Source organism: Plantactinospora sp. B24E8 (genome assembly GCF_039871735.1).
Classification (GTDB): Bacteria; Actinomycetota; Actinomycetes; order Mycobacteriales; family Micromonosporaceae; genus Plantactinospora.
The window spans coordinates 90,530-117,497 of the sequence record NZ_JBDPMH010000017.1; the positions used below are offsets into that span (position 1 = coordinate 90,530).

The window sequence follows — 26,968 nt, forward strand, 5'->3', positions numbered from 1 at the left end:
GTTGTCGGGTCGGACTGGTAGTAAGGCAGGAATCAAACAGGTGTACGGAAGAGGGAATCGATGACTGCCGCGGATACCGCCGAGCAGGGCTTGTCCACCGAGGAGTTGCAGCAGATCAGGGACGCGTTGGCGAACGGTCGTAAGCCGAAGGTGATGTTCACCGAGTCGGCGGGGCAGATCGCCGGTCAGCTTGGTCAGGTGGTCGAGTTGACCGATCCGCAGGTGTCCGAGGAGTGGGTGGTGGTCCGGTTCGGCCGCGACGAGCTGCCCTTCTCCCCCGCCGATCTGGCGGTGGCGCCGAAGGGGGCGACGCGACGGGTGAAGGCGGAGCCGGAGGCGGCGGAGGAGCCGGCTCCGGAGCCGGAGTTCAAGATTGTGCGGGAGCCGGTTCCGGCACCGCGCGAGGAGGCGAGAGTGACGGCAGTGGAGAGCGGTCCGGCGGCGGACGCGGGCGCGGCGGAGGCCGAGGTGAAGCCGGCGAAGCGGGCGGTGAAGGCGGCCCGGCCGGCGAAGGGCCCGGCGGGGTTGACGGTGACGTTGGCGTACGCGGACGGCGAGTGGACGTTGGCGGCGTCGCAGGGGACGAAGGCGCTGGCAAAGCCGTACGTGATCAAGCCGGCGGAGGCGTTGAAGATGGTCGCGTTGATCGACGTTCCGGGGGTGCAGGAGGCGGTGGAGCAGATCCTGTCGGTGGAGCGGCGGGAGGCCGAGCAGCAGGCGGAGAAGCTCCGGGCGGAGCTGGCGGAGATCGAGGCGCGGTTGGCGGAGTTGCGCGACGCCGGCTGAGGCTGTCGGCGGTGCCCCCGATGCACCGGCGGGGCGTCCGGCCGGTGTGGTGGACGGTGGAGGCCGGGTCTGATTGGTAGGCTCGGCCTCGGGCCGTGACTGGCGTGCTTGGGATGGGGTCAACCATCGGGAAGCGGCCCCGTCGCCGTCGGGAAACGGTCCCGGCGGGTGACGTGATGTGACGCGTGACGTCACGTGTGCCGTGCGCCTGGGCCATTCTCCTCTGTCGGCCCGGGAGGCTCCATGACCAGTTCTGTTTCCGAATCCAGTTCTGCCGCCGCGTCCGGATGGGTGTCCGAGTCCGGTGCGGGCGCCGCTGCCGGCAGCGTGGAGTCGGTGGCGTTCCGTTCGGCGTTGGACGTGGTGCGTGCGGTGGAGCCGCGGATCGCCGACGCGATCGGGGCGGAGCTCACTGACCAGCGCGAGTCGCTGAAGTTGATCGCGAGTGAGAACTACGCCTCGCCGGCGGCGCTGTTGGCGATGGGTAACTGGTTCAGTGACAAGTACGCCGAGGGGACGATCGGGCGGCGGTTCTACGCCGGCTGCCGCAACGTCGACTCGGTGGAGTCGATCGCGGCGGAGCACGCCCGGGAGTTGTTCGGGGCCGCGCACGCGTACGTACAGCCGCACTCGGGGATCGACGCGAACCTGGTGGCGTTCTGGGCCGTGTTGGCCGACCGGGTGGAGGTGCCGGCGCTGCGGGAGGCCGGGGTGCGGCAGGTCAACGACCTGTCCGAGGCGGACTGGGCGGCGCTGCGCCGGTCGTTCGGTGACCAGCGGATGCTGGGGATGTCGTTGGACGCGGGCGGACACCTGACCCACGGGTTCCGGCCGAACATCTCCGGCAAGATGTTCGACCAGCGTAGCTACGGCACCGACCCGGTGACCGGGCTGCTCGACTACGACGAGGTACGGCGGATCGCCCGCGAGTTTCGGCCGTTGATCCTGGTCGCCGGCTATTCGGCGTATCCGCGTCGGGTCAACTTCCGGATCATGCGGGAGATCGCCGACGAGGTCGGCGCGACGTTCATGGTGGACATGGCGCACTTCGCCGGCCTGGTCGCCGGGAAGGTGTTCACCGGCGACTTCGACCCGGTGCCGTTCGCGCACATCGTGACGACCACCACGCACAAGTCGCTGCGCGGGCCGCGCGGCGGAATGGTGTTGTGCGGTCCGGAGTTGGCCGCGCAGGTGGACCGGGGCTGTCCGATGGTGCTCGGCGGTCCGCTGCCGCACGTGATGGCCGGCAAGGCGGTGGCGTTGGCGGAGGCCCGGCGGCCCGAGTTCCAGACCTACGCGCACCGGGTGGTGGAGAACGCGTCCGCGTTGGCCGACGGTCTGCTGCGCCGGGGCGCGACGCTGGTCACCGGCGGCACCGACAACCACCTGCTGCTGCTGGACGTCTCCGGGTACGGGCTGACCGGCCGGCAGGCGGAGGCGGCGCTGCTGGACGCGGGGATCGTGACGAACCGCAACGCGGTACCCCGCGACCCGAACGGGGCGTGGTACACCTCCGGGATCCGGCTCGGTACGCCGGCGTTGACCACCCGGGGCTTCGGGGTGGCGGAGCTGGACGAGGTCGCGGACCTGCTGCACGCGGTGTTGTCGGCGACCCGGCCGGGCGCCGGGCCGGACGGCGGGGTGTCGAAGGCCCGGTACGTGGTCGACGCGGGTGTGGTGCAGCGGGTCGCGGGTCGGGCCGCGGACCTGCTGGGCCGGCATTCGCTGTATCCGACGGTGGATCTGGGCTGACCGCGGGCGGGCGTGCCCGCCGTGCACGCGACGGCGTCGGATGTGGGAGTCGGCGACTACCGCTCCCACACCCGACGGCGTCGGATGGTCAACCGAGAATGCCGGAGTTGGCCCGTCGGTGGGACCGGAAGCTACGGCCCGACAACAACGTTCGCGAGCGGCTCGCCGGCCGCGTACCGCCGCACCTGGTCGACCAGCAGTCGGCGGGCCCGGGGTGCCAGCGCCGAGGTCAGGCCGCCGACATGTGGGCTGATCAGGACGTTCGGCGCGGACCACAGCGGATGGTCGGCGGGCAGTGGCTCGGGGTCGGTGACGTCCAGGGCAGCCTGCAGCCGGCCCGCGGTGAGCTCGGCGAGCAGCGCGTCGGAGTCCACCACCCCACCCCTCGACACGTTCACCAGCAGGGCGCCGTCGGCCATCGCGGCGAGGAAATCCTTGTCGACCAGGCCCTCGGTCTCCGGGGTCAGCGGAGTGCAGAGGATGACAACATCCGCCTGTGGCAGCATTTCCGCGATTTCGGAGATCGGTCGCACGCCGGGGCGGGCGCTGCGGGCCACCCGGCTGATCTCCACCTCGAACCCCGCCAGCCGGCGTTCGATCGCGGCGCCGATCGAGCCGTACCCGACGATCAGCACCCGGGCGTCGGCCAGCCCGGTCGACCAGCCGGTGGCCCAGCGGCCCTCGTCGCCCGCCCGGACGAAGTCCGGCAGCCGACGTCGGGCAGCGAGGGTGAGCGCCACAGCCAGTTCGGCGGTGGCCGCGTCATGTACGCCCCGGCCGTTGGCCAGGATCAGACCGGGCCGCAGGAACGGCAGAACGTGTTCATAGCCGGCGGTCACGGTCTGTACGACTTTGAGGCGGGGCATCCGGGCGATCGGCTCGCAGAGGCGTGCGTCGATGCGCCCGTACGGAATGGCGTAGAACTCGACATCGTCCAGGTCATCGGGCGTGGGCTGAGTGCCGTCGTACAGTACGACGTCAGGATCGCCGAGCTCGGCCACTGCGGCGGGGTGAGGGATCAGGTAACGCACGGCGACAAGCATGCCGTAGCGCCTGCCTGGCGGCGCACCGCCCTCGCGCTGGTTGACGGCGGGGTCGGCCGCCGCCTGTTCAGTGCGGCGGGATGTGGGCGACGCCGATCCGCCTGCGGAACACCCAGTAGGTCCAGCCCTGGTAGGCCAGCACGACCGGGGTGAAGAAGAGCGCGATCCAGCTCATGATCTTCAGGGTGTAGGGGGCGGAAGCGGCGTTGGCGACGGTCAGGGTGCCGGCCGGGTCGGTCGTCGACGGCAGCACGTTCGGGTAGAGGGCGGTGAACAGGGTCGCCACGGTCAGGCCGATTGCGGCGGCGGTGCCGGCGAAGGCCCAGCCCTCCCGGCGTACCCGGGTGGCGGCGATCGCGGCGACCAGGGCGAGGGCCGCGACGACGGCTACCGCGATCGCGGCCGGGGTGTGCCGGATGCCGAGGGTGGTGGCGAGGAAGGCGGCGGTGATCGCGGCGGTGGCCGGGGTGAGCCGGGCGGCGAGCCGCCCGGCCCGGACCCGGACGTCGCCGGTGGTCTTCAGGGCGAGGAAGACCGCGCCGTGGGTGGTGAACAGCGCCGCCGTGGTCAGGCCGCCGAGCAGCGCGTACGGGGTGAGCAGGTCGCCGAGTCCGCCGGTGTGGTCGTGGTGGCTGTTCAGGGGTACGCCGCGCAGGATGTTGGCGAAGACGATGCCCCAGATGATCGCGGGAATCAGGGAACCGACGATGATCGCGGTGTCCCAGCGGTTCTTCCAGGCGGCGTCGGGGCGCTTGTGCCGGTACTCGAAGGCGACACCGCGGAAGATCAGGGCCAGCAGGATGAGCAGCATCGGCAGGTAGAAGCCGGAGAAGAGGGTGGCGTACCAGCCGGGGAAGGCGGCGAAGAGCGCGCCGGCGGCGGTGATCAGCCAGACCTCGTTGCCGTCCCAGACCGGGCCGATGGTGTTGATCAGGACGCGGCGTTCCCGGTCGTCGCGGCCGAGGACGGGCAGCAGGATGCCGACGCCGAAGTCGAAGCCTTCGAGGATGAAGTAGCCGGTGAACAGGACGGCGACGAGCAGGAACCAGAGGGTGGTCAGCTCCACGGTGGACTCCGGATGGATCGACGGGTCGGCGGGGGTCAGTAGGCGAAGGCGAGCGGGCGGTCCCCGTCGTCGCTGTTGTCCGGGTCGGGCTGCTCGGCGGCGGGTTCGGGGTCGGGCAGGCCGGCGCGGGCGTACCGGAGCAGGAGGCGGACCTCGACGACCGCGAGGGTGGCGTAGACGAGGGTGAAGGCGGTGAACGAGGTGAGGACCTCGGTCAGCGAGACGCTGCGGGAGACGCCGTCGCGGGTGAGCATCTCGCCGAAGACGACCCACGGCTGCCGGCCCATCTCCGTGAAGATCCAGCCGAAGCAGTTGGCGGCCAGCGGCAGCAGCGGCATGACCAGGCCGGCCCGCAGCAGCCACCGGTTGGTCGGGGTCCGGCCCCGGCGGTGGGTCCAGAGCACCAGGGCGGCGATCGCGGCGGCGGCCAGCCCGAGGGCGATCATGAAGCGGAAGCTCCAGTAGGTGACCGGGATGATCGGGGTGTAGCCGCCGGGGCCGTACTGGGCGACGTACTGGGCCTGCAGGTCGTTGATGCCGCGGACCTCGCCGTGCGGGTCGCCGGTGCCGAGGAACGACAGCAGGTACGGGATCTTGATGGCGAACAGTTCTCGGCTGCCGTCGAGGCTGCCGACGGTGAGTACGGAGAACGAGGCCGGCTGTTCGGTGTGGTAGAGGGCCTCGGCGGCGGCCATCTTCATCGGCTGCACCTGGGTCATGATCTTGCCTTGGAAGTCGCCGGTGATGACGACCAGGGCGGCGGCGGCCAGGGTGACCCAGGAGCCGAACCGCAGCGCGAAGCGGAACGCGGAGTGGTCGTCGTTCCTCCGCTCCCCCGCCTCCGGCGCGGTGCTGTCGGCGGCGGGTGCGGTGCGGCGCAGGTGCCACAGGGCGATGGCGACCATGAGTGAGCCGGCGACGAGGAAGCAGCCGGCGAGGGTGTGTGGGAAGGTCGCCAGGGTGACCTTGTTGGTCAGGACCGCCCAGATGTCGGTGAGTTCGGCCCGCCCGGTGTCGGGGTTGATCCGGTAGCCGACCGGGTTCTGCATCCACGAGTTCGCGGCCAGGATGAAGTACGCGGACAGCGAGGAGCCGATGGCGGCGGCCCAGATGGTGGCGAGGTGGATCCGTTTCGGGAGCCGGTCCCAGCCGAAGATCCACAGGCCGAGGAAGGTCGACTCCAGGAAGAACGCGAGCAGGGCCTCGATGGCGAGGGGGGCGCCGAAGACGTCGCCGACGAAGCGCGAGTAGTCGCTCCAGTTCATCCCGAACTGGAACTCCTGCACGATGCCGGTGACCACCCCCATCGCGAAGTTGATCAGGAAGATCTTGCCGTAGAACTTGGTCAGCCGCAGGTAGCGCGGGTCGCCGGTGCGGTGCCAGCGGGTCTGCAGGATCGCGACGAGGATCGACAGGCCGATGGTCAACGGCACAAAGAGGAAGTGGTAGACGGTGGTGACACCGAACTGCCACCGGGCGACGTCGAGCGCGTCCACGGCAACCCCCAGGTAGTTACTACCAGACGTAGTAAATACTACCTGTCGTCGTAGATGGCGGCGCTGGGAGGTCGGTCACCCTCCCGCCGGCGAGGCGCCACCGCCCCGGTCCCCGCGACCCGGCCACCCGTGCGACCATCGACCGCTGATGGACACCAACACCCGCACCGCCGAGCCGTGGCGCGCCCCCCGCTTCTGGCTCCTCCTCCAGGTGCTCGCCCGGGGCGTCGTCGGGCTCGTCGCCCGGCTGCGGGTCAGCGGGGACGTACCGGACCACCTGCGGAACGGGCCGCTGATCCTGGCCGCCAACCACATCAACCCGTTCGACCCGATCGTGCTGACCGCCGCCTGCCGGGTACGCCGGATCGCACCCCGGATCATGGCCACCGGTGGGGTGTTCCGGGCCCCGATCGTCGGCGCCGCGATGCGGGCCAGCGGACACATCCGGGTCGACCGGCGCACCCCCACCGTCGGCCTCGCCCTGGAACACGCCGCCGCGGCGGTCGCCTGCGGCTCGGTCGTGCTGGTCTATCCCGAGGGACGGATGGGACTCGACCCCGCCATGTGGCCGGAACGAGGCAAGACCGGCACCGCCCGGCTCGCCTTCGCCAGCGGCGCCACCGTCGTACCGGTCGCGCAGTGGGGAGCGCACGAGATCCTCCCGTACAGCGCGCCACGCGGCATGGTTCGGGCGCTCGCCCGGGCCCTGCCCCGCCGGCCGGTGATCCGGGTGCACTTCGGCCCGCCGGTCGACCTGACCGGCATCGACCCCCGGGTCCCGGGCGCGGCCAACCGGGCCACCGACGCCATCATCGACGCGGTCACCGCCGCCCTCGTCCCGCTGCGCCCCGACGAACCGGACCTGCCCCGGTACGTCGACCCGACCCGACCGACCGAGACCCGCCGTCAGCACCGACGCCGCCCCACCGCCGGATCGGACGCCTAAGCGGCCGACCGGCGCCGCGTGCGCGAGTGGCCGTACGCGGCAAGGGCGTGGAAGGCGGCCTTCGGTGTCCACGAGCCGTCCGGCAGCACCCGCACGATCCCGCGCGCGGCCAGGTCGAAGTCGTGCTCCGGGTCGGCGGTGGTCGGCAGGTGCCGGTTCGCGAACGTGTACACGAACGCGGCCTCCACCCCGCCGGCCTCGTAGTCGCGCAGCAGGTCCACGAGGTAGCGGGCCTGGCCCTCCTCGTCGCGCTCCAGTTCCGCGGTGAGCTTCGCGGCGCGGCCGCGCTCGTCGAACGTCACCGGCTCCGCCCCGCCCGCGACGTCGGCCGCGCCACGGAACGTGCAGCAGCCGAACTCGGTCACCGCGTACGGCTTACCCTGCCCCACCGCGGCCGCCAGGGTCTGCGGGAACGCCGCGGCGTTGGTCGCGTCGCGGTACCCGGCGTCGCTGGCGATGATGTCGAACAACGCCCAGTCCACGGCCTCCAGTGGGATCGAGGCGTAGCTGACGGGACCGCCGAACCGCTTCCGCACCATGGGCACCGCCTCGGCGAGGAAGTCGCCCACGGCGGCACGCGCGGCCGGGACCGCCTCCCGCATCCGCATCGGGTCGGTGAACAGCGCCATGCGCTCGGCCAGGTCGCGGCCGGGTAGGAAACCGTCGGTGAAGATGGCGATCTCGGAGCCGGTGAGGTAGACCACCGACGCCCCGCTCCGCCGCAGCCGCTCGGCCCGCTCCGCGCCGTCGAGCACAAACGCCATGAGCGCGTCGCGATCGAGGCCGTTGGTGAACGGGCAGTACCAGACCTCGAGTCCGGCCTCGGCGGCGAACCCGGCGGTCAGTTCGAGCCGGTCCTGGAGCCCACCGGTGATGCGGACCGCGTCGCAGTGCAGCTCGTCGCGGATGACGCGCAGGTCACGCCGCACGTTCTCGGGGTCGAACGGCTCGTGGGTCGTGGACCCCGCGCTCACGAAACCGGTGTCGTAGTTCATGCCGAAAACACGCATCGAACGGCTCTCCTCGCCCATTAAGGTACTCCGCGTACCCTATAAGGTACGTCCAGTACCCTGCAAGGTGTGGGCACGAGGCGCCGGGGCGAGCAGCTGGAGCGGGCGATCCTGCACGCGGCGGCGGAGGAGCTGCGTGAGTCCGGCTACCCGGGGATGACCATGGACCGGGTAGCCGCCCGGGCCGGGACCAACAAGAACGCCATCTACCGCCGGTGGCCGAACCGGGCGGCACTGGGCGTCGCCGCGTACCGTCACCTGTCCGACGCCGTAATGCCGAATCCGGACACGGGCACCCTGCGGGGCGACGCGCTGGAGATGCTTCGGCGGGCGAACGAGACGTGGTCGTCACCGCACGGGGCGATCCTGCGCGGGTTGCTCGCCGCCGCGGCTGACGACCCCGAGCTGCTCACCCTCATGCGGGAGCGGTCCGGCGGGGACACCATGGATCGCGTGTGGCTGGCGATACTGGAGCGCGCCGCCGCCCGGGGCGAGGCACCGGCCTCGGCCGCGCACCACCGGGTGGCGACGACGCCGATGATGCTGCTGCGCGCCGAATACGCGATGCGCGGCCACCCCTCCGTGCCCGACGAGGTACTGGTCGAGATCGTGGACGAGGTGTTCCTGCCGCTCGTGCGCGGCCACGGCTGAACACGAGCCCGATCGACCACCGGACACCGACACACCGGTCGCCAGGGCCGGTGGCGCGGTCAGCGCAGGGTCGGCAGGTCGCCGCCGTCGCGCCGGTCGACGGACGCGCCCGGCAGTTGGACCAGCCACGGCCGGGCCAGCGCCGCGAGTCGGGCCCCGTCCGGCGGCGCCGGACCGAGCCCGATCGCGAACCGGGTCAGCCCCGGACCGGTCTCGAACGGCCGGGGCCAGGCGTGCACGTCCGACACCCCGGCCCGGTCCAGGACACCGAGCAGCGCCCGGAGCCGCCCGCGTACCCGGCCCGACGTCACCTCGTACGCCTCGGTCGGGACCGCCCGGACGGTCAGCACCGCCCAGGCGGCGTGCCGGCGGTGCAGCGGCGGCGCGGCCAGCAGCGCGGGCCAGGGATCGGCGTCCGGCCCGGTGCCCTCGACGATTTCCCAACCGGCGTAGAGCTCCCGGGTCAGCAGGTCCCGCCCGCCGATGTCAACCTGGCCGCTGCAGGAGCGTACCGGCGCGCTCGGGGTGAGGATCCGCACCGCCGGTTCGTCGTCGGTGACCGCCTCCGGAGCGGCGAGGTCGATGGCCGTCGGGTCCAGGGCGACCGGCTGCCGCCAGTCCCAGGCCGCCCAGTCGGCGAAGAAACGCCCGAGCAGCGGCCGGGAGTCGGTGTGCTCGGCGTCCCGCGCCGCCAGGACCGTCCGCGCTGCCAATACCGTCCAGGCCAGCCCCGGCAGCCCGCCGAACGGCGCACTGTCCAACCCCCGGGCGTACGCCCACGCCTTCACCTGCCGGGCCAGCCGGACGAACCGGGTACGGTCCGCGCCGACCGCGGCCCGGAGCGCGTCGGCGTCGCTGACCGCACTCAGGGCGATCACGCCGGACCCGCCCACCTCGGCGCGCCGGGTCACCGCCTCGACGGGCGGCACGTCGCCGGTGGCGACCACCGCCACGTCGACGGTGAGATCCTCGACGGAGAAGCGCAGCCCGGGGACCCGGGCGCCGACCACCGGTCGCAGCCCGGCCGCCGCCGGCAGGGCCACCGCGATCCGGGTCCGGACCGCCGAGGCGTCGACCGTGCCCGGCGCCGCCACCACCACGTCCAGGTCGGCGCCGGGCAGCGCGCAGCCGACCCGGCGGGACCCGACGACGTGCACGACCGCCTTCGGCAGGGCGCCCCGCATCCCGGCCACCACCTGGCGGGCCAGGACGATCCGTCGCCGCTCCCCCGCAGTCGTGGCGGCCGACGCCGAGCCGACCGTCGGGGCAGGCGACGCGGCGGTCGCGGGAAACGGCGACCCGACATCGTCGAGCCAGCGCAGCCGGCCGGTACCCAGCGCGACAGACCACCCCGGCGACGCCCGGCAGGCCCGCGGCGAAGAAACTCTTGCCGCTGCCGGACGGGCCGACCGTGACGACCAGGCGTGGGAACCGGCCGTCGCGCCACCGCCAGGTCGCCGCGACCGCCTCCTCGACGGTGCCGATCCGCCCGTCGGCATAGGTCTCGCGGGCCTCGGCCCAGCACCGGTCGGCGGTGTCCGGGTCGAGCGCGGACAGCGCGTCCCGTAACCCGGCGCGCAACGGCTCCAGCGGTGCCTCGGCGAGCAGCCCGGCGTCGTCGGCGTACAGCTCGGACCAGCCGACCTGTTCGGCGGCGGCGACCACATCGTCGTCGTGGCGGCGGCCGACCAGTACGGCGGAGGCGAGCGCGTGCAGGATCCCGAGGTCGGCCGCGCCGGCCAACCGGACCAGCCCGGCCCGCCGCTGCGGATCGGGAAACGGCCGGTGCAGCCGGCGGTGCAGGCCGACCAGGTCCGCGACCCGGCGGGCCAGCGGCATACCGAGCGGCGTCACCAGCCGGGGCGCCAGCCGGGACCGGTCGGCGCCGTGGCACAACGCGGCGAGGACGCCGGCGAGCCGGGCGTCACCGGAGCGGCCCAGCAGCCCGAGTCGGGTGTGGACGTCGGCGACGACCAGCCGGGCCCGGTCGACCGCCGCCACCTCCGGGGCCGTTCCGGCAGCGGCTTCTCCGGCCGCGGTCGACTTGGCCGATCGGGCGGTGGCGGGGTGGACCAGGTCGGCGCCGGTCAGCCCGAGCGCGGCGAGCAGGGCCGGCACGTCCGGCGTACCACCCGAACGGACCTGCCAGAGCGCGGCACGCGGGCTCAGGCCGTTCTCCACCACCGGGGCGAGCATCCAGTGCCGGTCGGTCCGGACATGGTCACGGCGTACCCACTTGCCGACCCGGCGGGGGAACTCGTCGAGGGTGAACCCGTCGACGGTCCGCACGACGTACCCCTCCTGGCTGGTCAGGTCCAGCCGCAGCCGGCGCAGGAGCCGCTCGTCGAAGCGGCCCCGCCACAGCACCGGCGGCACCGGCACCCCGAGCCGGCGGGTGAACCGGACCGTGGAGTCCCAGTCCAGGCAACGGTCGCCGGCCCAGACCGAGAAGGCGAAGAACCAGCTCTCCAGATCCCGGTAGGCGATCGAGTGCCGGGCGTGGACGTTCTCCCCGCAGACCCGCCAGCCGGCCGGTATCGCGTGCGCGATCCGGCCGTGCAGCGACTTGACCCAGGTACGCGACGGGTGGTGGCCGGAGTCCAGCGACCGGGCGTGCAGCCCGTCGGCGTACATCGTGGTGTTCTCGCCGTCGAGTTTCTCGGTGACGACGACCTGGCGCCCCACCAGCTCCGCCAACCCGTCGGCCCGTACGTCGTCCGGGGTGGCCCCGGGCGACCACGGCAGGTGCGGGGTACGGGGATAGGCGGTACGCATGGTCCGATCCGGTGCTCGACGACGCGGTGATCGACGACGGTACGCACCGGCGTCGAGGACGGACCACCGAATAAGTGTCAGCCGGGGCGGCGGCGCTGCCGCAGGTAGGCGAGGACCGCCTCCCGGGTGGTGCGGACCCCGAGCGCCTGGCGGGCCTGGGCGATCCGCCGGTTCGCGGTCCGCAGCGACAGGAACTCGGCGGCCGCGGCGGCGGCGATGGTCTCGCCGTCGGCCAGTCGTTCCAGCAGCGCCCGCTGTTCGGGGACGAGCCGGTCCAGCGCCGACTCGGTGTCGGGGGCTGTCGCCGGTTCCCGGTCCGGGTCCTGGTGGACCGGGCCGATCCGGCCCAGGTCGTCGACCAGGGCCCGGCCGAGGTCGCCGGCCGGGTCGACGATCGCCACCACCCCGGCGCCCCGGGCGGCGGCGAGCACCGCCAGCCGTACCGTCTCCGGGTCCGGCACCCGACCGAACAGGACCAGCCGGGCGGCGGCGAGGTCCCACCCCGCCTCGGTGACCGCGAACCCCTCCCGGGTCTGCCAGCCGGCGCGGGCCAGTCGGCGCAGCACCGTGGTCGCGTCCGACGCCGACGGCAGGACGTAGCGCGGCGGATCACTCATCACGGCACCTCCATCACCGGTCACCGCATCTCCAAGGCGAGCGCGGCGGCCTCGGTACGGGTCCGCGCACCGAGTTTGCGCATCCCGGAGCGGACGTGGGTCTCCACCGTCTCGCCGGAGATGCCCAGCCGACCGGCGATGCGTCGGGTCGGTTCGCCGGCCGCGACCAGCCGCAGCACCTCACGTTCCCGGTCGGTGAGGTCGCCGTCGGTACGGCCGCCGCGCCGGTCGCGGCGTACCGCGTGCCGGCGCAGGGCCCGCCGGGTCCGGCCGAGCAGCACCACGAGGCCGGCCTGCTCGGCGCGTTCCTCGGCGGCGAGCAGCGTCGCGACCCCACGGGTCGGGTCCGGATCGTGCAGGCCGGCGGCGAGCAGGCAGCGGACCTCCTCGCGGACCGCTAGGTCCCGCCAGTCGGTGGCGGCCCGGGTGAACCCGGCCGGGTCACCGCCGGGCGTGGTCCAGGCGGCCAGGGTCCGGCGCACCGGTGCGGGCGGCCCGGCGGGCCCGCCGATGTCGACGCCCGCGTCGTCGCCTGATCCGGCGGGCGGTCCGGCGCCGGCATCGTCGCCGGGTGGCGCATCCGGGCCGGCCGGCCGACGGGTGTCGTACGCCGCCCAGTGGGCGGTGATCCGACGCAGGCCGTCGACCAGGGTCGACCCGTCGGCCGGCCCGCCGACCGCGTGTTCGGGTTGGCCGTCGAGCCAGGCCGCCTCCCGGCCCACCCAGTCGAGCAGCGCGCCGGCGGCCCCGGCCCGGTCGGTCACCCGGGCCAGTCGGGCCCGGGCCGGGCCGAGCAGACCGCCGTCGGCCTCGGCCAGGCCCGCCGCCGCCGTCGCGTAGCCGCGCGCCGCCCCGGGCAGGGTCCGGTCGGTCAGGTCGGCGGCCCGGCGGGCCGCCTCGTCCGCCGACAGCGCCGGCAGTCCGCCGCGTAGCGCCGCGCACCACAGCCGGGCCGCGAGGAACCGGGTCTGCCAGCTGTACGCCAGGTCGACGGCGCAGGCCCGCTCGGCCGCCTCGGCCGCCTGTCCGGCCTCGACCAGCCGACCGTCGGCGAGCAGGGTCTCGACCAGCAGCCACGCGGCCCAGCGGGCCGACAGCGGGTCACCGGCGGCTCCGGTCGCGGCGGCGGCCGAGGCGAGTCCGGTCTCCCAGCCGGGTGCGCGACCGGCGGCCCGCACGGCGGCCAGGGCGGCGCGCAGCCCCGGATGGGCGGGTTCCGGACCGTACCGGGCGACGAGATCCGTCGCGGTGCGGGTGGCGGCGTCGGGATCGGTGCCGAGCTGGACGAGGAGGGTGATCCGGTCCCGGGCGGCGCGTTGGTCCGGGGTGGCCGAGTCCGGGATCCGGGCCACCACCGCCGCGGCGGAGGCCAGGTCGCCGAGCTGGACCAGGGCCTCGGCGCGCAGCAGGTCCGGTGCGACGCCGAGCGGTGTCGCGGTGGTCAACACCCGGGCCGCCGCCCGGGGTCGGCCGCAGTCCAGCGCGGCCTGGGCGGCGGCCAGCCGCACCGGCGGCTCCGGGTCGACGTCGGGCAGCCCGCAGGCGGTCAGCAGCAGGTCGGCACGCTCGCCGACGGTGTCGGCGGTCGCGGTCGCGGCCACCGCCCGCCGGTACGCGTCGACGCTGTCACCGGCCGCCGCCAGGTGCCGGACCGCCTCCGGGGCCGGGACGAGGTCGGCGATCCGCCGGTGCAACGCCCGCCGACCGGGGTCGTCGAGCAGCCCGGCGGCCACCTCGGCGACGTACGGCGACACCGCCGCGACGACCGGGCCGCCGGCGGCCGGGTCGACGGTCACCAGCCCGGCGGCGGCGAGTTCGTCGACACCGGCGCCGAGCAGCCGACGGTCGGCGGGGCGGCCGAGCAGCCCCAGCGCGGCCATCGCGGTACGGGCGGGACGGGTCAGGTCGGCCAGTGCCGTCGCGACCGCATATCCGACCTGGTCGACGTCGAGGGCTGGCGGGGTGGACCTGGCCCGGCCGTCGTCGGGGCGGATTTCCCGGGCGACCGCCCGGCGGGCCAGGGTCGTCACCGCCAGCGGCACCCCGCCAGCGCGCCGGACCACCTCGGCCACCGCCGTCGGCGGCAGCGCCGGGGCGACCCGGCCGACCAGCGCCGTCGCGGCGGCCGGGTCGAGTGGCGGCACGGCCAGCCAGCCGGTCGCCGCAGCCCGCAGCGCGTCGACCGCGGCCGACGGCAGCCGGTGCGGGGTACGCAGCGCCACCGCGACCCGGCAGTGCGTGGCCAGCGGCACCAGGGCGGCCAGCGTCGCCGGGTCGGCCCACTGCAGGTCGTCGAGGAGCAGCAGACCGGCCCGGACCCGGGACCGGACCGCCTCGGCCAGCAGCGCCGGGTCGTGGGCGGGCAGCCGGACCCGGACCGCCCGGGCCAGCGCGAATCCGGGCTCGGCGGGCAGGCTGGCCAGGCCGCCGCCGGCGAAGACCGGCCCGCGGAACGCCGTGCCGAGCCGGGCCAGGGTGCTGCTGCGTCCGCCGCCCGGCCCGCTGTGCAGCACGACCAGGCCGGGGGTGGCGAGCAGCGCCGACCCCACCTCGACGACGTCCGGGGCTGCCGGGTGCGGGCCGGCGTCGGGCGCCTGCCGGGGCCGGTACTGGTCGGGCGGGTCACCGACCGGGGCGGCGTACCGCAACGATTCCTCCCCGCCGGGGTCGGTCGCCACCGTCGGCGTGAGACGGTGGCACGAACATGGGATCCTGCGCCGGCAGGATATTCATAGTGTGGGGTCCGGCAGGTGCAGCCCGCCCCTGCCGCCGTGTGTCGGGAAGGACAGCTGACGAGATGAGCGCGTGCCACCACCGGGTATCCCCCATTCTCGCCGACCGCACCGCCGGCTGACGAGTCATGGGCCCAGGTCCGCTCAGCGTCCGCGTCGCCCGGCTCTGCGACGAGGCCGGTCCACGGCTCGACGCCGGCACCGCCCAGCAGGTGCTGGCGGTGCGTCGCCGGCTCGACGAGCCGCTGCGGGTGGCGATCGCCGGCCGGCTCAAGGCCGGCAAGTCGACGCTGGTGAACGCGTTGATCGGTCGGCGGGTCGCGCCGACCGAGGTGGGTGAGTGCACCCGGATCGTCACCCAGTTCCGGTACGGCACGGTGGACCGGGTCGACGTGGTCCGCCGCGACGGCGGGCGGATCAGTCTGCCGCTCGACGACGCCGGCATGATCCCGCAGCGGCTGGGGGTGCCCCGGACCGAGATCGGGTACGTCGACGTGACGTTGACCAGCGACCACCTGCGGGACCTCACCGTGTTGGACACGCCCGGCCTGGCGTCGACGAACACGTCGGTCAGCGCCGGCGCCCGGCGGCTGCTGTTCGAGTCGGCCGGCGCACCGTTCGACGACACCATCGACGCCGACTCGGTCGGCGCGATCGCCGGCGCCGAGGCGATCGTCTACGTCTTCACCCAGTCGGTCCGCGACGACGACGTGGCGGCGCTGGAGGCGTTCCGGTCGGTGTCGGCCCGGCTGGCCAGCAACCCGATCAACTCGATCGGGTTGTTCAACAAGGTCGACAAGCTGGTCGGCGGGGCGGCGGACCCGTGGCCGGTCGCCGGTCCGCTGGCCGCCGACCAGAGCGCGGTGCTGCGCCGGGTGGTGTCGGAGGTGGTGCCGATCGTGGGACTGCTCGCCGAGACCACCGAGGCCGGCCGGCTGACCGCCGCCGACTGTGAGGCGTTGCGGACCATCGCCCGGCTGCCACAGGCCGAACGGCTGGTGCTGCTCGCCTCGGTGGACCTGTTCACCTCCCGGGACTGTCCGGTGCCGCGACAGCAGCGGGAACGACTGCTGCGGCTGCTGGACCTCTACGGCATCGGGTTCGCGATCGCGCAGTTCGTCGCCCAGCCGCAGCTGGCCAGCGGGGACCTGGTCCGGCTGCTGTTCGCCGCGTCCGGGTTCCCCCGGCTGCGCAACACCCTGGACCAGGCGTTCCGCTGGCGGACCGACGCGATCAAGGCCGGCTGGGGGTTGTCGAGTCTGGACCGGCTGGCCGGTCACGCGCCCCGCCCGGAGGACCGGGAGCTGCTGCGGGACGCGATCGAGCAGCTGCTGCAGCAGCCGGAGTACCACCGGCTGCGGCTGCTGGAGGTGGCCCAGCTGGTGATCACCGGTTCGGTGGAGCTGCCGGAGCCGATGGAGCAGGAACTGACCCGGTTGGCGCTCTCCACCGACCCGGGGTGGATCCTGGGTCTTCCGGCGGCCGATCCGGACCAGCTGGCCCGGGCCGCGTTGGACGCCGCCACCCGGTGGCGGGTGTACGCGGTCGCCGGTGCCAGTCCGGCGCAGTCCCGGGTGGCCCAGGTGGCGCACCGGGGATTCTTCCTGCTGTCGCAGCGGGTCCGGGCCGAGGGGAGCCTGCGGTGAGCACCGGCGCCGGCACCCGTGGCAGCGGCCCGGTGGCCCCGGCCCCGCGCACCCGAACCACCGGTGCCGGTGCCGGTGGCGAGGCGGCGATGGGTGCCGCGCTCGGCGGTGCGGTCGACGTCGGGCTGGCGTACCTGCGGAAGGTGGCGCCGGACGCGGCGGCCGAGGTCGACCAGCTCCGTCGCCGGGTGGTGACCCGGCCGACGATCGTGGTCGTGGGCGAGACAAAACGGGGAAAGAGTTCCCTGGTCAACGCCCTGGTCGGGGTGCCGGGGCTGTCGCCGGTCGACGTCGCGGTCACCACCGCCTGCTATCTGGAGTTTGTGCCCGGCCCGCAGGCCGGCGCCCGGGCGTGGCTGCCCGGGCAGGCCGAACCGGTGCCGTTGGAGGTGTCGCAGCTGCGGGACTGGGCGACACCGCTGGGGCGGCTGCCCGACGACGTACGACCGCCCCGGCATATCGAGGTCACCCATCCGGCGCCGCTGCTGCAGTACCTGAGCCTGGTCGACACCCCGGGCACCGGCGGGCTGGACCCGGCGCACGCGCAGATCGCGCTCGAGGCGGCGGCCCAGGCGACCGCGCTGCTGTTCGTGGTCGACGCCGCCGCCCCGTTCGCCCAGCCGGAGCTGGACTTCCTGATCGAGGCGAGCAAGCGGGTGAACCTGGTGGTGTTCGGGTTGACCAAGGTCGACGCCTATCCGGGGTGGCGGACCATCCTGGCCGACAACCGGGCGCAGTTGCAGGCGCACGCACCCCGGTTCGGGTCCGCCCCGTGGTTCCCGGTCTCCGCCCGGCTCGCCGAACTCGCCCGGACGGTGCCGGCGCAGGCCGCCGGTGAGCTGGTCCGCGAGTCGCGGATCACCGCGCTGCAGCACGCCCTGGTCGACCTGGCCGGCCGTGGGCACCTGCTGCGGCAGGCGAACGTGCTGCGTACGGTCCGTAGTGAACTGGTCTCGGTGGACCTGCAGTTCGGTGAGCGGCTGCGGGCCACCGACCCGGACCCGGCCGAGGCGGCCCGGGTGAAGCAGGAACGGGCGGCGGTCGCGGCCCGAAAACGGACCGAGTCGCGGCAGTGGTCGCTGGCGTTGAGCGCCGAGACGCAGCGGGCCCGGGTCGAGGCGACCGGGCTGCTGCGCGGCTACGTCGGCGGATTGCAGGAGGAGTTCCTGAACCGGATCGACTCGGCGCGCGGCGACGACCTGAAGGGGTTGCCGCAGCAGGTCGACGAGGCGCTGCACGCCCTGTCGATTCGCCTCTCCGCCGACCTCGAGGTCCGGTTCCGGCAGGTCGGCGAGCGGGTGCTGGCCGAGGTGTTCCAACCCGACGAGCTGGGGTTCGTGCTGGGCAGGTTGAACGCGACGCTGCGGCACGCGCTGGCCAGCAAGCCACGTCGGGAGGGCGGGGCGGACAACATGATGATCGCGTTGTCGGCCGGCGGAATGGCGTTCATGGCCGGTCGGGGCGCGATGGCGGGTGCCTCCGCGCTCGGCGCCGGCGCGCTGGTCGGCGGCAGTCTGCTGGTCCCGTTCGCCGGGCTCGGGCTGGGGCTGGCCGCCGGTGGGTTCATCCTCTACCGGCGGCGGGTGACCAGTGACCGCCAGCAGGCCCGGATGTGGCTGCGCGAGGTGGTCGCGGACGCCCGGGCGGCGCTGTCGGACGAGATCACCCACCGGTTCACCGACCTGCAGTACGCGCTGACGCTCGCCCTCGACGACGCGATCGAGCGGCGGCTGCGTCAACTCGACGCCCGGATCGCCGAGATCGACGCGGCGGCGGCCGAGGACCAGGCCGGTCGGGCCCGGCGCCGGGCCGCGACCCAGGCGGAGCGGGACGCGGTACGGGCCCGGATCAAGCAGGTCGACGAGGTGCTGCAGCGGGCCCGGACGCTCGCCCCGGCACCGGCGACCGAGACGAGGGGAACGGGCGGATGACGGACCACTGGGGCGGTTGGCCGTCGGACCAGCCGGACTTCGACGACCCCGACGACCACACCGTCGACGGCTTCGACCAGCACGACGACGGTTTCCACGCGGCGGACGGGTTCGACGCTGACGGTCCGGCGGACGGGTTCGAGCCGGCCGAGCCGGTGGACGGGTTCGGCGCGGCGAACCCTCCGGCCGGTGCCGACCCGTACGCCGAGACCGGTTTCGGCTCCGTGGATGCGTACGCCGAGGCAGGATTCGGTCCGGCCGAGCAGCCGGACGGCGACCCGTCGTCGATCGAGCCGGTGGGCGGCGACCCGTTGGTTGGTCCGCCGGTCGGCGCCGACCCGGACCTCGGCCCGTACGGCGACCCGGCGGCCTGGCCGGTCGTCGACGAGACCCTGGTCGGCTGGCCGGCGGACATCCCGCCGCCGGAGCCGGTCGACGGTTTCCCGTGGACCGATCCGGAGCTGCTGGGGCGGCCGGAGGACGTACCGGCGCCGGAGCCGACGGCGGAATCCGGGCCGGCACCGGCACCGGACGAGCTCGCCGCCTACGCGGCGGAGGGCCTGCCGGTCGACGGTGACCCGTGGTCGGCGTTGGCGGCCTCGGAGGATCCGGCGACGAGCAGCCTGGCCCGGTTCTGGCAGCAGCCCGAGGACCGGTGAGGGGCCGGGCCGGCCCGGACGCCGGCAGCACAGGTGGTGATCTTACTTACGACGTGGTTCGCCCGATTCATCCGATGTCGGTGCGGATACTGGAGAACGGCCGGCCCCGACGGCCCCGGCACGACGATTCCCGGAAGGGGGAAGCGGCGTCCACCCGGCCGTGACGGTCGGGCGCCGCGACACACACATGACAGAGCAGACGACGGCCAACCGTCCGGAGGCGACCGCGCAGATCGGTGTGACCGGTCTCGCGGTCATGGGTCGCAACCTGGCCCGTAACCTCGCCCGGCACGGACACCGGGTCGCGGTGCACAACCGGTCACCGGAACGCACCCGCAGCCTGGTCGCCGAGCACGGCGACGAGGGAACATTCGTGCCGAGCGAGTCGCTGGCCGACTTCGTCGCGTCGCTGGAGCGGCCCCGGGCGGTCATCGTCATGGTCAAGGCGGGCGCCCCCACCGACGCGGTCATCGACGAACTGGTGCCGCTGCTGGAACCCGGCGACATCGTCATCGACTGCGGCAACGCCCACTTCGGCGACACCCAGCGGCGGGAGACCGCGCTGCGGGAACGCGGCCTGCACTTCGTCGGCACCGGCGTCTCCGGCGGCGAGGAGGGCGCCCTGCTCGGGCCGAGCATCATGCCCGGCGGATCGGAGGAGGCGTACCGCAAGCTCGGTCCGATCTTCGAGTCGATCGCCGCCCAGGTCGACGGCGTACCCTGCTGCGCGCACATCGGGCCCGGCGGCGCCGGCCACTTCGTCAAGATGGTGCACAACGGCATCGAGTACGCCGACATGCAGCTCATCGCCGAGGCGTACGACCTGCTGCGGGAACGGCTCGGTGCGACCCCGGCCGAGATCGGCGACATCTTCGCCGAGTGGAACACCGGCGACCTGGAGTCGTTCCTCATCGAGATCACCGCCGACGTGCTGCGGCACGTCGACGCCCGGACCGGCACCGCCTTCGTCGACGTCGTCGAGGACCAGGCCGAGCAGAAGGGCACCGGCCGGTGGACGGTGCAGAGCGCCCTCGACCTCGGGGTGCCGATCACCGGCATCGCCGAGGCGACCTTCGCCCGCTCGCTGTCCGGGCACCCCGAGCAGCGGTCGGCGGCCCGGCGTACCTTCGCCGACACGACCGGGGTGACCCCGGCCGGCGACGTCGACCGGGACGCCTTCGTCGAGGACGTCCGGCGGGCCCTCTACGCCTCCAAGATCGTCGCCTACGCGCAGGGCTTCGACCAGATCCGCGCCGGCAGCGAGGAGTACGGCTGGGGCGTCGACCCGGCCACCCTGGCGACCATCTGGCGCGGCGGCTGCATCATCCGGGCCCGGTTCCTCAACCGGATCCGCGAGGCGTACGACAGCGACCCGAAGCTGCCGACGCTGCTGGTGGCGCCCTACTTCGCCGACGGGGTCGCGCAGAGCATCGCCAGCTGGCGGCGGATCGTCGGCTACGCGGCGCAGGCCGGGGTGCCCGCCCCCGCCTTCGCCTCCTCGCTCGCCTACTTCGACGGGCTGCGCCGCGACCGGCTGCCCGCCGCGCTGATCCAGGGACTGCGGGACAACTTCGGCGCCCACACCTACCGTCGGGTCGACGACGAGGGCAGCTTCCACACCCAGTGGGCCGGTGACCGTACCGAGTCGCCCGCCTGAGTCGGGTCGGCGGTGGCCGGCCCGGGTTTCAGTCGGCGCCGGCCACCGCCACCAGCACTACCAGCGCGACCACCACCAGTGTGGCCAGCACACCGGTCCAGCGCGCACCGCTGGCACCGTGCCAGAACCGGCCGGCCGGTGCCGTACCGGCAGCCGTCGTGAACACCGGCGCGGTCACCACCCCGGACGGTGTCCCGGTTCCGGACGACACCACCGTCCCGGTCCCGGTCGACGGCCGCGACCCGGCCGGAACCGTCGACCCGGACGACAGTGTGGACGTCGTCGTCACGGTCGACGGCGGCGGATCGGCCAGCGCCCCCTCGGCGACCACCGTCTCCGGTTGCTCCAGGGCGGTCGGCGCGACCCCGAGCCGGGCGTGGATCAGCCGGGCCACCAGCGGAATCCGGCTCGACCCGCCGACCAGGAAGATGCCGTCCAGCTCCCGGGGCGCCAGACCGGCCCCGCGGACCACCCGGGCGAGCCCGTCGACCGTCGGCGCGAGCAGCGGCTCGGCCAGCGACTCCAACTCCTCCCGGGTGACGTGCGCCCGGACGTCCAACCCGGGCAGGTGCAGTTCGGCGCTCGCCGCCCGGGACAGCAGTTCCTTCGCCGCCCGGGCCTCGTCGTACAGCAGGCTCCGCCGGCGGCGGCCCTCGACGTCGGCCGGGGTGAGCAGGCCGCGCCACAGCCCGGTCCGGTCTCCGGCGTGGGCCCGGCCGAGCTGCTCGACCAGCGCCTGGTCGACGTCGAGCCCACCGAACTGGGCGTCACCGGCCTCGGCCAGCACCTCGAAGCCGTCCGGGGTGCGGCGGACCACGGTCAGGTCGAGGGTGCCGCCGCCCAGGTCGTAGACGGCGAGCGCCCGGCCCGGCGGCAGCGCGGCGCCGAGCGCCGTGACGTAGTAGGCGGCCGCCGCGACCGGTTCGGCGAGCAGCGTCGGGGTCGGCAGGCCGGCGTCACCGGCCGCCGCCACCAGCACCGACCGGCGACGCTCCCCCCACCCGGCCGGATGGGTGAGCCGCACCTCGTCGACGCCGCCGAGCTGCCGACCCGCCTCGACCGCGACCCGGCGCAGCACCGCGGCGACCAGCGCGACCACCGCCACCTCCCGGTCGCCGAGCAGCACCGTCCCGTCGTCGATCCGGCGTTTCGGGTGCGGCTCGTAGCGGGCCGGGTCCAGCCGGGCCGCCCGTTCGGCGTCCCGGCCGGTCAGCGGGGCGCCGGTCCGGTCGAGGCAGACCCCGGACGGCAGCAGCGGTGTGCCGTCGAAGAGCAGCGGCCGGGGTCGACCGTCGCCGCCGCGTACCGCCGCGACCGTGTTCGAGGTGCCGAAGTCGATGGCGAGCAGCCGCATGGCCGACACCATACTGTCCCGCCGCCCCGGCCCGGTCGAACGTTCACCGTCGGCCGCCCACCGGCCACCCGGTGGTCAACCCGGCCGGCCATACTCGCGGAATGATCCACAACTTCGGGTACCTGGACGCGCCGACCCCGCTGGCCTTCGCGCACCGCGGCGGGGCGGCCCGGGGTGACGAGAACACCGCCGAGGCGTTCGCCCGGGCGGTCGGGCTCGGCTACCGGTACGTGGAGACCGACGTGCACGCCACCGCCGACGGGGTGCCGGTGGTGTTCCACGACCCGACGCTGGAGCGGATGACCGGCGAACCGGGACGGATCGCCGCCCTGCGCTGGGCCGACCTGCGGGCCATCCGGGTCGGCGGTGCCGCCGCGGTCCCCCGGCTCGACGACGTCCTCGGCGCCTGGCCACAGGTGCGGTTCAACGTCGACGTGAAAGCCGACGACGCGGTCGACGCCACGGTCCGGGCCGTCGAGCGGGCCGGCGCCGCCGACCGGGTGCTGCTCGCCTCGTTCAGCGACGCCCGGCTGACCCGGCTGCGTCGGGCCGCCGGGCCGACGGTCGCGACCTCGCTCGGGCTGCGCGGGGTGGCCCGGCTGCGGCTGGCGTCGCTGGCCGGCCGGCGTCTGGTCCTGCCGCCGTCGGTGGTCGCCGCCCAGGTCCCGGTCCGCTACCGGGGGGTGCCGGTGGTCGACCGGCGGTTCGTCGGGTACGTGCACCGGCTCGGCCTGCAGGTGCACGTCTGGACCATCGACGAACCTACCCAGATGCACGACTTACTGGATCTGGGTGTGGATGGCATCATGACCGATCACGTCGACGTTCTGCGCGAGACGTACGCCAGCCGCGGCCTCTGGCCCACCGACCGCCAGGTCGGCCCGGACCGGACCGCCTGACCCCTGCCGAAGGACCGACCATGGCCGAGACCCTTCCCGCGCCGGTGGAGACCGCGCCGCCCAGCGACCGCCGCGAGCGGGTCGGCTGGTACTTCTACGACTGGGCGAACTCGGCGTTCCAGACCACGGTCATCACCGTCTTCCTCGGCCCGTACCTGACCTCGATCGCGAAAACCGCCGCCGGCTGCGCCTCCGACGACCCGTGCCGGGGGCAGCGGATCAGCCTGCTCGGCATCGACATCGCCCCCGGTTCGCTGTTCCCGTACATGGTGTCGCTGTCGGTCTTCCTCACCGTCTTCGTCCTGCCGGTGGTCGGTGCGGTCGCCGACCGGTCGCCGCGCAAGAAGGAGATGCTGGCGCTGTTCGCGTACGTCGGGTCGGCGGCCACCATCGGGCTGCTGTTCCTGACCGGCGACCGGTATCTGCTCGGCGCCGGCCTGTTCCTGGTCGCGAACATCGCCTACGGGGCGAGCATCGTCGTCTACCACTCGTTCCTGCCGCAGATCGCCGGCCCGGAGCAACGCGACAGTGTCTCCAGCGTCGGCTGGGCGATTGGCTACATCGGCGGCGGCACCCTGCTGGCGCTCAACGTGGCGGGGGTGCTGTTCAAGGACTCGCTCGGGCTGGACACCGGAGAGGTGGCCCGGTACAGCATCGTCTCGGCGGGCGTCTGGTGGGCGGCGTTCACCACCATCCCGCTGCTCCGGCTGCGCAACCGGCCACCGACCGCCGGGCCGGCGCAGGGACCGCTGCTGATCGACGGGTTCCGGCAGCTCTGGCAGACGCTGCGGGAGCTGAAGGCGTACCCGTTGACGTTGTTCTTCCTGGTCGCGTACCTGGTCTACAACGACGGCATCCAGACGGTGATCTCGCTGTCCGCGACCTACGGCACCGAGGAGCTGAACCTCTCCGACGACGTGCTGGTGCCGACCATCCTGATGGTGCAGTTCCTCGCCTTCTTCGGGGCGCTCGGGATGGGCGCCCTGGCGAAGCGGATCGGCGCCTGGAAGACGATCCTGACCAGCCTGGTGCTCTGGACGGTGGTGCTGGCGGTCGCGTTCCGGCTGCCGGCCAACCAGGCGCTGCCGTTCGTCCTGCTCGGCGGTGGCATCGGCATCGTGCTCGGCGGCAGTCAGGCGCTGAGCCGCTCGCTGTTCAGCCAGCTGATCCCGAAGGGCAAGGAGGCCGAGTACTTCGGCATCTACGAGATCTCCGACAAGGGCACCAGCTGGCTCGGGCCGCTGCTGTTCGGCCTCGCCTACGGGATGACCGAAAGCTACCGGGTGGCGATCATCTCGCTGCTGACGTTCTTCGTCGTCGGGTTCGTGCTGCTGCTCGCGGTACCGATCCGCCGGGCGATCGTCGCCGCCGGCAACGTACCGCCGGAACGGCTGTAGCCGGTCGGCGCCGCCGGAAAACCGCCGCCGGCCCGGCCCGGCCCGGCACGGTAGCGTCGGCGCCACCCCGACGACCAGCCGGTCCACAGGGGACACACCGGTGGTGTGCCGGGACAGCGTGTAGCTCAGACAGCAGAGCACCGGGCTCGGGACCCGGAGGGCGCGGGGGCGGAGCCCGCCACGCTGGCGATGGAGAAGAAGCAGGCACCTGAGGCAGTGCGGCCCGACCACACCGTGGTCGGCGCCGGCTACCCGCTCGGCGAACTCGCCCGCGCCCTCGGCACCGCCACCGGGCACCCCGACCCGGACACCCGACAGCGCGCCGGGCGGCGGGTACGGGACTGGGTGCGGGTGCTGACCGGGATGACCAGCGGGCGGCTGCGGATCGGCTCCCGCACCCCGGTCGCCGGGCTGCCCGCCTGGGTGACCCCGCAGGTGGTGCACGGCGGGTTCGCGACCGGCAAGGCCCTGGCCGGGGGACCGCTGCGCCCGGACGAGGTCGACCTGGCGCGGCGGTTCCACCTGCCGGAGCGGCGGGCCGACCTCTTCGCCCACCATCTCGGCGAGGCGGGACTCGCCGAGCTCGACGCGCTGCTGGACTCCGGCCGCTACCGGGTGGAGGTGCCGGAGGAGGCGGCGCTGCCGGTGCTGGTGTGGTTGCTGCGTGCCGGCGACGAGGACGCCGCGCTGGAACTGTTGCGCGAGATCGCGCCGTACGCCCACCGGCTGCGGTTCGCCCCCGCCCCGGACGACACCCCGGCACCCGAACCCGAGATCGTCTGGCGGGCCACCACCGGCGAGATCCGCTCCAGCCTCGCCGGCCGCGGACCCGATCCCCGGATCGAGGCGATGCGGGAGGCGCTGACGGTCTGGAACCCGTTCGCCGACGACCTGCTGACGCTGTGGCTCCAGACCCGCCGCGACGGCCGGGTCGGCGCCGAGTACGACCCGCGGTGGCTGGCCCGGGCCCGCGCCCTGCTCGACCGCTACCGGGTCCTCGCCGCCGCCCACCCGCACTGCGGCAAGCACCGCCGGCCGAAGGAGAACCTCGCGATCCTCCGGACCGCGCTCGCCGAGGTGACCGGCGCAGGCGACCTCACCCCGCGTACCCGGGGTCTGCTGCAGCACGCCGTCGACTCGATGCTGCGTCGGCGCGGCGACCCGGGCTCGGCGGCATACACCCGGCTCCGCGAGCGGCAGGCCGTACAGGCCGCTGTCCCCGGGCACCACACGGTGGCCCAGGTGGTCGCCGACCGGCTCGCCGACCTGCCGCAGCGGACCGGGATCCGCGCCCTCGGACCGGTGCTGCGCCCGGTCGACGCCGCTGAGGCGGCCGCCGCGGGGATCCCCGCCGGAACCCCGGTGCCGGAGCCGGTCAGCCGGACCGTCCGGCGGGCCCTCGCCGCGACGGTGCCGGACCTGGTCGCGGCCGGTGTGGTCCCCTCGGCCGAGGTGCTGGCCAGCCTGGTGCCCCGGATCGCCGTCGCGGCCACCGCCGGCGCCTACCCCGACCCGGCGCTGCGGTCCGTGATGGCGGCGAACTACCTGGCGTTCCGGGCCCGCCGCTCGCTGCTGCTGCTCAACCTCGAACACCAGGTCCGGCTGACCGAACTGCCGTGGGTCCGGGCGGTCGCCGCGCACCGGGACACGACGGACGAGACTTGCTCCGACGCCTGGGCGACGCTGCGTCGCCTCGGCGAATTCGCGCTGACCGGTTTCCCCGCCACGATCCTGCCGAATCCGCTGCTGCGGGAGTTGGACGCGCTCAGCCGGGAGGCCGGGGTGCCGCTGCCCTGGGTCGAGGAGTTGGCGGCGGACATCTTCGAGGGCCGCTTCTCCACCAAGTTCCTCCGCGCTGCGAAGATCGCCGCCGAACACCTCGACGGCAGCCTCTACGCCCGCTACTACGGCATCGACTACGCCGCCGTACTGCGGATCCCGGACCCGTCGCCGGGCCGGGGCGGTGGCGGGACCGCGACGTCGGTCGCCTTCGACACCCTCTGCCGGGAGCGGGCCGCCGTCGACGGCCGCGGCTGGTCGGTGGCGGCGAACGGGACGGTGATCGAACAGGCACAGATCCTGACCACGCAGAACCTCGCCACGCTGGCCCACCGGGTCGGCGTACGTCCGGCCGACGGCTGGTCGACGCTGGCCCGGCGGACGTTCGCCCAGGTCCTGGTCCTGGCCGGCCGGCTGCCCGGCAACCCCCGCCCGCTACCCATGATCAAGAACATCGGGTACGCCTGGCGTCAGCTGGTCTGCTACCTCAGCCTGCCCGGCGGCGACGACCCACGGACGGTGGTCGACGGGCTGTGGGAGGACCTGCGGGCGGCGCCGGAGCCGGCCCGTAACCTGCTCACCCCGGTGCTGGCCGGGCTCGGCTACGTCGCCGCCGGTGGCGGGTTCGCCCCGGACGGCACCGGCGGCGCCGGCCGGCGACTGCTGGGCTGGACCGTCGGACGACACTGGCTCGTCGCCGACCAGGACCGACCCGGCCGAGCGTGATCATCGGCACGGCGGTTCGAACGGGAACCGCCGGTTGTCCTAGGCT

Annotated in this window: 19 protein-coding genes, 1 tRNA gene and 1 pseudogene; 12 read left to right on the forward strand and 9 right to left on the reverse strand. The window is 74.1% G+C overall.

Features of this window, described 5'->3' with window-relative positions; all coding sequences use genetic code 11:
• Positions 1-60 precede the first annotated feature (60 nt).
• Together ABGB21_RS23125 and ABGB21_RS23130 are read left to right on the forward strand one after the other, a co-directional pair.
• Positions 61-786 (forward strand): hypothetical protein, encoded by a 726-nt coding sequence (locus ABGB21_RS23125; RefSeq protein ID WP_347656902.1) that lies wholly within the window; start codon positions 61-63, stop codon positions 784-786.
• A gap of 291 nt (positions 787-1,077) precedes the next feature.
• Positions 1,078-2,538 (forward strand): glycine hydroxymethyltransferase, encoded by a 1,461-nt coding sequence (locus tag ABGB21_RS23130; RefSeq protein WP_347656903.1) that lies wholly within the window; start codon positions 1,078-1,080, stop codon positions 2,536-2,538.
• Between the two features lie 131 nt (positions 2,539-2,669).
• Here the strand turns inward: ABGB21_RS23130 and ABGB21_RS23135 are convergent, their stop codons facing one another.
• The 3 genes from ABGB21_RS23135 to ABGB21_RS23145 all read right to left on the reverse strand — a co-directional run bounded on the left by ABGB21_RS23135 (position 2,670) and on the right by ABGB21_RS23145 (position 6,143).
• Positions 2,670-3,569, reverse strand: a complete 900-nt coding sequence (locus tag ABGB21_RS23135; RefSeq protein WP_347656904.1) for a 2-hydroxyacid dehydrogenase — start codon at positions 3,567-3,569, stop codon at positions 2,670-2,672.
• A 79-nt stretch (positions 3,570-3,648) separates the two neighbouring features.
• Complete coding sequence (cydB, locus tag ABGB21_RS23140; protein WP_347679480.1) at positions 3,649-4,647, reverse strand: cytochrome d ubiquinol oxidase subunit II; 999 nt, start codon at positions 4,645-4,647, stop codon at positions 3,649-3,651.
• 35 nt (positions 4,648-4,682) lie between these two features.
• The gene (locus ABGB21_RS23145; protein ID WP_347656906.1) at positions 4,683-6,143 is read right to left on the reverse strand and encodes a cytochrome ubiquinol oxidase subunit I; all 1,461 of its coding nucleotides are present in this window, start codon (positions 6,141-6,143) and stop codon (positions 4,683-4,685) included.
• Between the two features lie 148 nt (positions 6,144-6,291).
• Between ABGB21_RS23145 and ABGB21_RS23150 the strand changes: the two genes are divergently transcribed.
• Positions 6,292-7,089 (forward strand): lysophospholipid acyltransferase family protein, encoded by a 798-nt coding sequence (locus ABGB21_RS23150; protein ID WP_347656907.1) that lies wholly within the window; start codon positions 6,292-6,294, stop codon positions 7,087-7,089.
• Here ABGB21_RS23150 and ABGB21_RS23155 read toward each other — a convergent pair.
• Positions 7,086-8,099, reverse strand: coding sequence for a hypothetical protein (locus ABGB21_RS23155; protein WP_347679482.1), 1,014 nt, complete (start codon positions 8,097-8,099; stop codon positions 7,086-7,088). The two genes, ABGB21_RS23150 and ABGB21_RS23155, sit on opposite strands and share 4 nt — an antisense overlap.
• A gap of 69 nt (positions 8,100-8,168) precedes the next feature.
• On the opposite strand from ABGB21_RS23155, the gene ABGB21_RS23160 reads away from it, so the two are divergent.
• Complete coding sequence (locus ABGB21_RS23160; RefSeq protein WP_347679484.1) at positions 8,169-8,750, forward strand: TetR/AcrR family transcriptional regulator; 582 nt, start codon at positions 8,169-8,171, stop codon at positions 8,748-8,750.
• Positions 8,751-8,809: 59 nt separating this feature from the next.
• Here the strand turns inward: ABGB21_RS23160 and ABGB21_RS23165 are convergent, their stop codons facing one another.
• From ABGB21_RS23165 to ABGB21_RS23180, 4 genes and pseudogenes are all read right to left on the reverse strand, one after another.
• Complete coding sequence (locus tag ABGB21_RS23165; RefSeq protein ID WP_347679526.1) at positions 8,810-10,417, reverse strand: poly(A) polymerase; 1,608 nt, start codon at positions 10,415-10,417, stop codon at positions 8,810-8,812.
• A 574-nt stretch (positions 10,418-10,991) separates the two neighbouring features.
• Positions 10,992-11,525: pseudogene (locus ABGB21_RS23170) on the reverse strand (RNA ligase family protein); the annotation flags it as partial.
• Between the two features lie 77 nt (positions 11,526-11,602).
• Positions 11,603-12,142, reverse strand: coding sequence for a LuxR family transcriptional regulator (locus ABGB21_RS23175; protein ID WP_347679486.1), 540 nt, complete (start codon positions 12,140-12,142; stop codon positions 11,603-11,605).
• Between the two features lie 20 nt (positions 12,143-12,162).
• Positions 12,163-14,820, reverse strand: a complete 2,658-nt coding sequence (locus tag ABGB21_RS23180) for a LuxR C-terminal-related transcriptional regulator (RefSeq protein ID WP_347679488.1) — start codon at positions 14,818-14,820, stop codon at positions 12,163-12,165.
• Positions 14,821-15,002: 182 nt separating this feature from the next.
• Here ABGB21_RS23180 and ABGB21_RS23185 point away from each other — a divergent pair, with 182 nt between their 5' ends.
• From ABGB21_RS23185 to gndA, 4 genes are all read left to right on the forward strand, one after another.
• The gene (locus ABGB21_RS23185; protein WP_347679490.1) at positions 15,003-16,520 is read left to right on the forward strand and encodes a dynamin family protein; all 1,518 of its coding nucleotides are present in this window, start codon (positions 15,003-15,005) and stop codon (positions 16,518-16,520) included.
• Positions 16,517-18,451, forward strand: coding sequence for a dynamin family protein (locus ABGB21_RS23190; RefSeq protein ID WP_347679492.1), 1,935 nt, complete (start codon positions 16,517-16,519; stop codon positions 18,449-18,451). The genes ABGB21_RS23185 and ABGB21_RS23190 overlap by 4 nt, the downstream gene beginning before the upstream one ends.
• Positions 18,448-19,110: a hypothetical protein gene (locus tag ABGB21_RS23195; protein ID WP_347679494.1), complete on the forward strand. Its 663-nt coding sequence runs from the start codon at positions 18,448-18,450 to the stop codon at positions 19,108-19,110. The genes ABGB21_RS23190 and ABGB21_RS23195 overlap by 4 nt, the downstream gene beginning before the upstream one ends.
• A 187-nt stretch (positions 19,111-19,297) precedes the next feature.
• Positions 19,298-20,767 (forward strand): NADP-dependent phosphogluconate dehydrogenase, encoded by a 1,470-nt coding sequence (gene gndA, locus ABGB21_RS23200; RefSeq protein ID WP_347679496.1) that lies wholly within the window; start codon positions 19,298-19,300, stop codon positions 20,765-20,767.
• Positions 20,768-20,795: 28 nt separating this feature from the next.
• Here the strand turns inward: gndA and ABGB21_RS23205 are convergent, their stop codons facing one another.
• On the reverse strand, positions 20,796-22,121 hold the full coding sequence (locus ABGB21_RS23205) for an Hsp70 family protein (protein WP_347679498.1): 1,326 nt from the start codon (positions 22,119-22,121) through the stop codon (positions 20,796-20,798).
• A gap of 101 nt (positions 22,122-22,222) precedes the next feature.
• Here ABGB21_RS23205 and ABGB21_RS23210 point away from each other — a divergent pair, with 101 nt between their 5' ends.
• From ABGB21_RS23210 to ABGB21_RS23225, 4 genes are all read left to right on the forward strand, one after another.
• Positions 22,223-23,020, forward strand: coding sequence for a glycerophosphodiester phosphodiesterase (locus ABGB21_RS23210; protein ID WP_347656917.1), 798 nt, complete (start codon positions 22,223-22,225; stop codon positions 23,018-23,020).
• A 20-nt stretch (positions 23,021-23,040) separates the two neighbouring features.
• The gene (locus ABGB21_RS23215; RefSeq protein WP_347679500.1) at positions 23,041-24,417 is read left to right on the forward strand and encodes an MFS transporter; all 1,377 of its coding nucleotides are present in this window, start codon (positions 23,041-23,043) and stop codon (positions 24,415-24,417) included.
• Between the two features lie 114 nt (positions 24,418-24,531).
• A tRNA-Pro gene (locus ABGB21_RS23220) sits at positions 24,532-24,604 on the forward strand.
• A gap of 2 nt (positions 24,605-24,606) precedes the next feature.
• A complete protein-coding gene (locus ABGB21_RS23225) occupies positions 24,607-26,922 on the forward strand; it encodes a hypothetical protein (protein WP_347679502.1) in 2,316 nt (771 codons plus the stop codon).
• The last annotated feature ends 46 nt before the right edge of the window (positions 26,923-26,968 follow it).